The 1,882-nt window shown below is 46.8% G+C and carries 2 protein-coding genes; both read left to right on the forward strand.

Going from position 1 to position 1,882, the window contains the following annotated elements:
- Nucleotides 1-17: 17 nt before the first annotated feature.
- Nucleotides 18-1,328 carry an aminotransferase class I/II-fold pyridoxal phosphate-dependent enzyme gene (locus D6694_07150; GenBank protein ID RMH43280.1) on the forward strand — a complete coding sequence of 437 codons (1,311 nt, stop codon included), beginning with the start codon at nucleotides 18-20 and terminating at the stop codon, nucleotides 1,326-1,328.
- A 224-nt stretch (nucleotides 1,329-1,552) separates the two neighbouring features.
- Nucleotides 1,553-1,882, forward strand: a 330-nt coding sequence (locus D6694_07155) for a hypothetical protein (protein RMH43281.1), incomplete at its 3' end; no start/stop codon positions are given.

The raw sequence follows: 1,882 nt of genomic DNA on the forward strand, positions 1-1,882 counted from the left end.
CCTCAAACACAAAAACTATGAACAAACAAATCACCCCCCGTCCCATGCACAACACGTCCAGGCTGCTGGAGGACCTCCACAAGGAGGCGACCTATTGTGGTCAGCGCGGAATTTGTTACAGTATCTTGGAAGATGACGAACTGAAAGGGAATGAAATCACCATCAATGGCAAGGTGGTGAAGAATTTCGGGTCTTGTAGCTATTTAGGGTTGGAGTTGGATGATCGGCTTAAAGAGGGTGCGATTGAAGCAACGCGGAAATACGGGCCTGCCTTTTCTTCATCACGCATCTTTCTTTCTTCACCCCTTTACCGGGAATTACAAGAGCTTTTAGAAGCCATTTTCGACTTGCCGTTGGTCGTGGCACCTACCACCACGCTGGGCCATATTGCAGCCATTCCTTCTTTGGTCGATGCGGCCGATGCGATTATCATGGATCACCAAGTTCACGCCAGTGTGCAAAATGCTGTGCGAATAGCCAAGACTCAGGGTGTACATGTAGAGATGATTCGTCACAGCAGTATGGAAAACCTTGAATGGAGACTAAGTAAATTGACAAAGCAGTTTCGGAATGTCTGGTATTGTGCGGATGGCGTGTATTCCATGTTCGGAGATACCATCCCCATGCAGGCCATGATCGAATTTCTGAACACTTATGAAAATTTCTACTTGTACGTGGATGATGCTCACGGGGTAAGCTGGCATGGGGAAAAAGGAAAAGGTATAGTCCTTTCTCAGCTTCCCCGACATGAAAAAATGGTGGTGGTAGGATCGATGCATAAAAGCTTTGGCTCATACGGAGGGATCTTGATCTTCCCAGATGAAGAGCTTCGAAATTTCGTAAATAATACAGGCAGTACGATGTTTTTCTCGGGACCTATTCCCAACCCTTCCTTAGGGGCAGCGGTAGCTTCTGCAAAGATTCATTTAGGGCCCGAACACCCGATACTTCAACAGCAATTAATTGAGCGAATCAGGTATACAAATGACCTGGCCGCACAATTGGGATTGCCTATGATAGTGTATGAAGAAACACCCATCTTTTTTGTCGCAGTGAGTAAGCCACAGGTGGGATATCGAGTAGTCCAAAAGATGCAGGATAGAGGCTTTTTTGTAAATATTGCCTCTTACCCCAGTGTGCCCCTGAAAAATGCCGGCTTGAGATTCACGATCACAAACCTCCATTCTTTCGAGGATATCCAACAAATGCTTTTGAATTTGAAAAAGTCACTGGATGAGGCATTGGATGAGGAACGGTTCTCCTATGAGGAGATTTGGCATGCGTTTAGCAAAATTGCCCCACCAAAAAAGGCTGCAAAAGCCGAATGATTTTGAGGTGAAGAGTGTGGCGAATTGAGGATAGAGGATGCGCTCCTGGTTGGACGGGGGCGCATCCTCTTTTTCTTGGTTTCAAAACAGGTTGGTGTGAAAATTGATGTACGTAAGTTCCGAGATCCTGAAAGTTGGGAAGGAGGGAATTGCGTCAATCAAGAAAAGAGCCAGTTGTGATCTCCAAGCTAATCCGCCATAAGCGACAATTAGTTGATTGGTTCATGCCTGATGTGCTGGATCCGGAAGAACATCCGGTTCAGTACAGAAGGACAAAGATGCTGATCGAACTTCACCTTTACTTAGTGCTGTTCGATATTATCGTCATGCTTGTCACATGGACGATAATGCCTGAAAATAGCGATGTGCCATTAGGATTTGCTCTGTTGTTTCTTGGTTGCTCCCTGGCCTTGCTGAAATTGACCCAAAGTTTAGCGGTCATAGGTAATTTTCTGGCTGCCGGCTGGTTCCTGGTGCTCGTGCCGGCCATTCTGAAAACGGGGGGGTTGTATTCCGACAACATGCTGTGGTTGGCCCTGGCGCCGGCCATTGCG

It is taken from the genome of Gammaproteobacteria bacterium (genome assembly GCA_003696665.1).
Lineage (GTDB): Bacteria > Pseudomonadota > Gammaproteobacteria > Enterobacterales.

Bases quoted from the DNA above. Each gene is read 5' to 3' on its own strand.
- D6694_07150 (RMH43280.1), top strand. From the start codon at position 18: ATGAACAAACAAATCACCCCCCGTCCCATGCACAACACGTCCAGGCTG.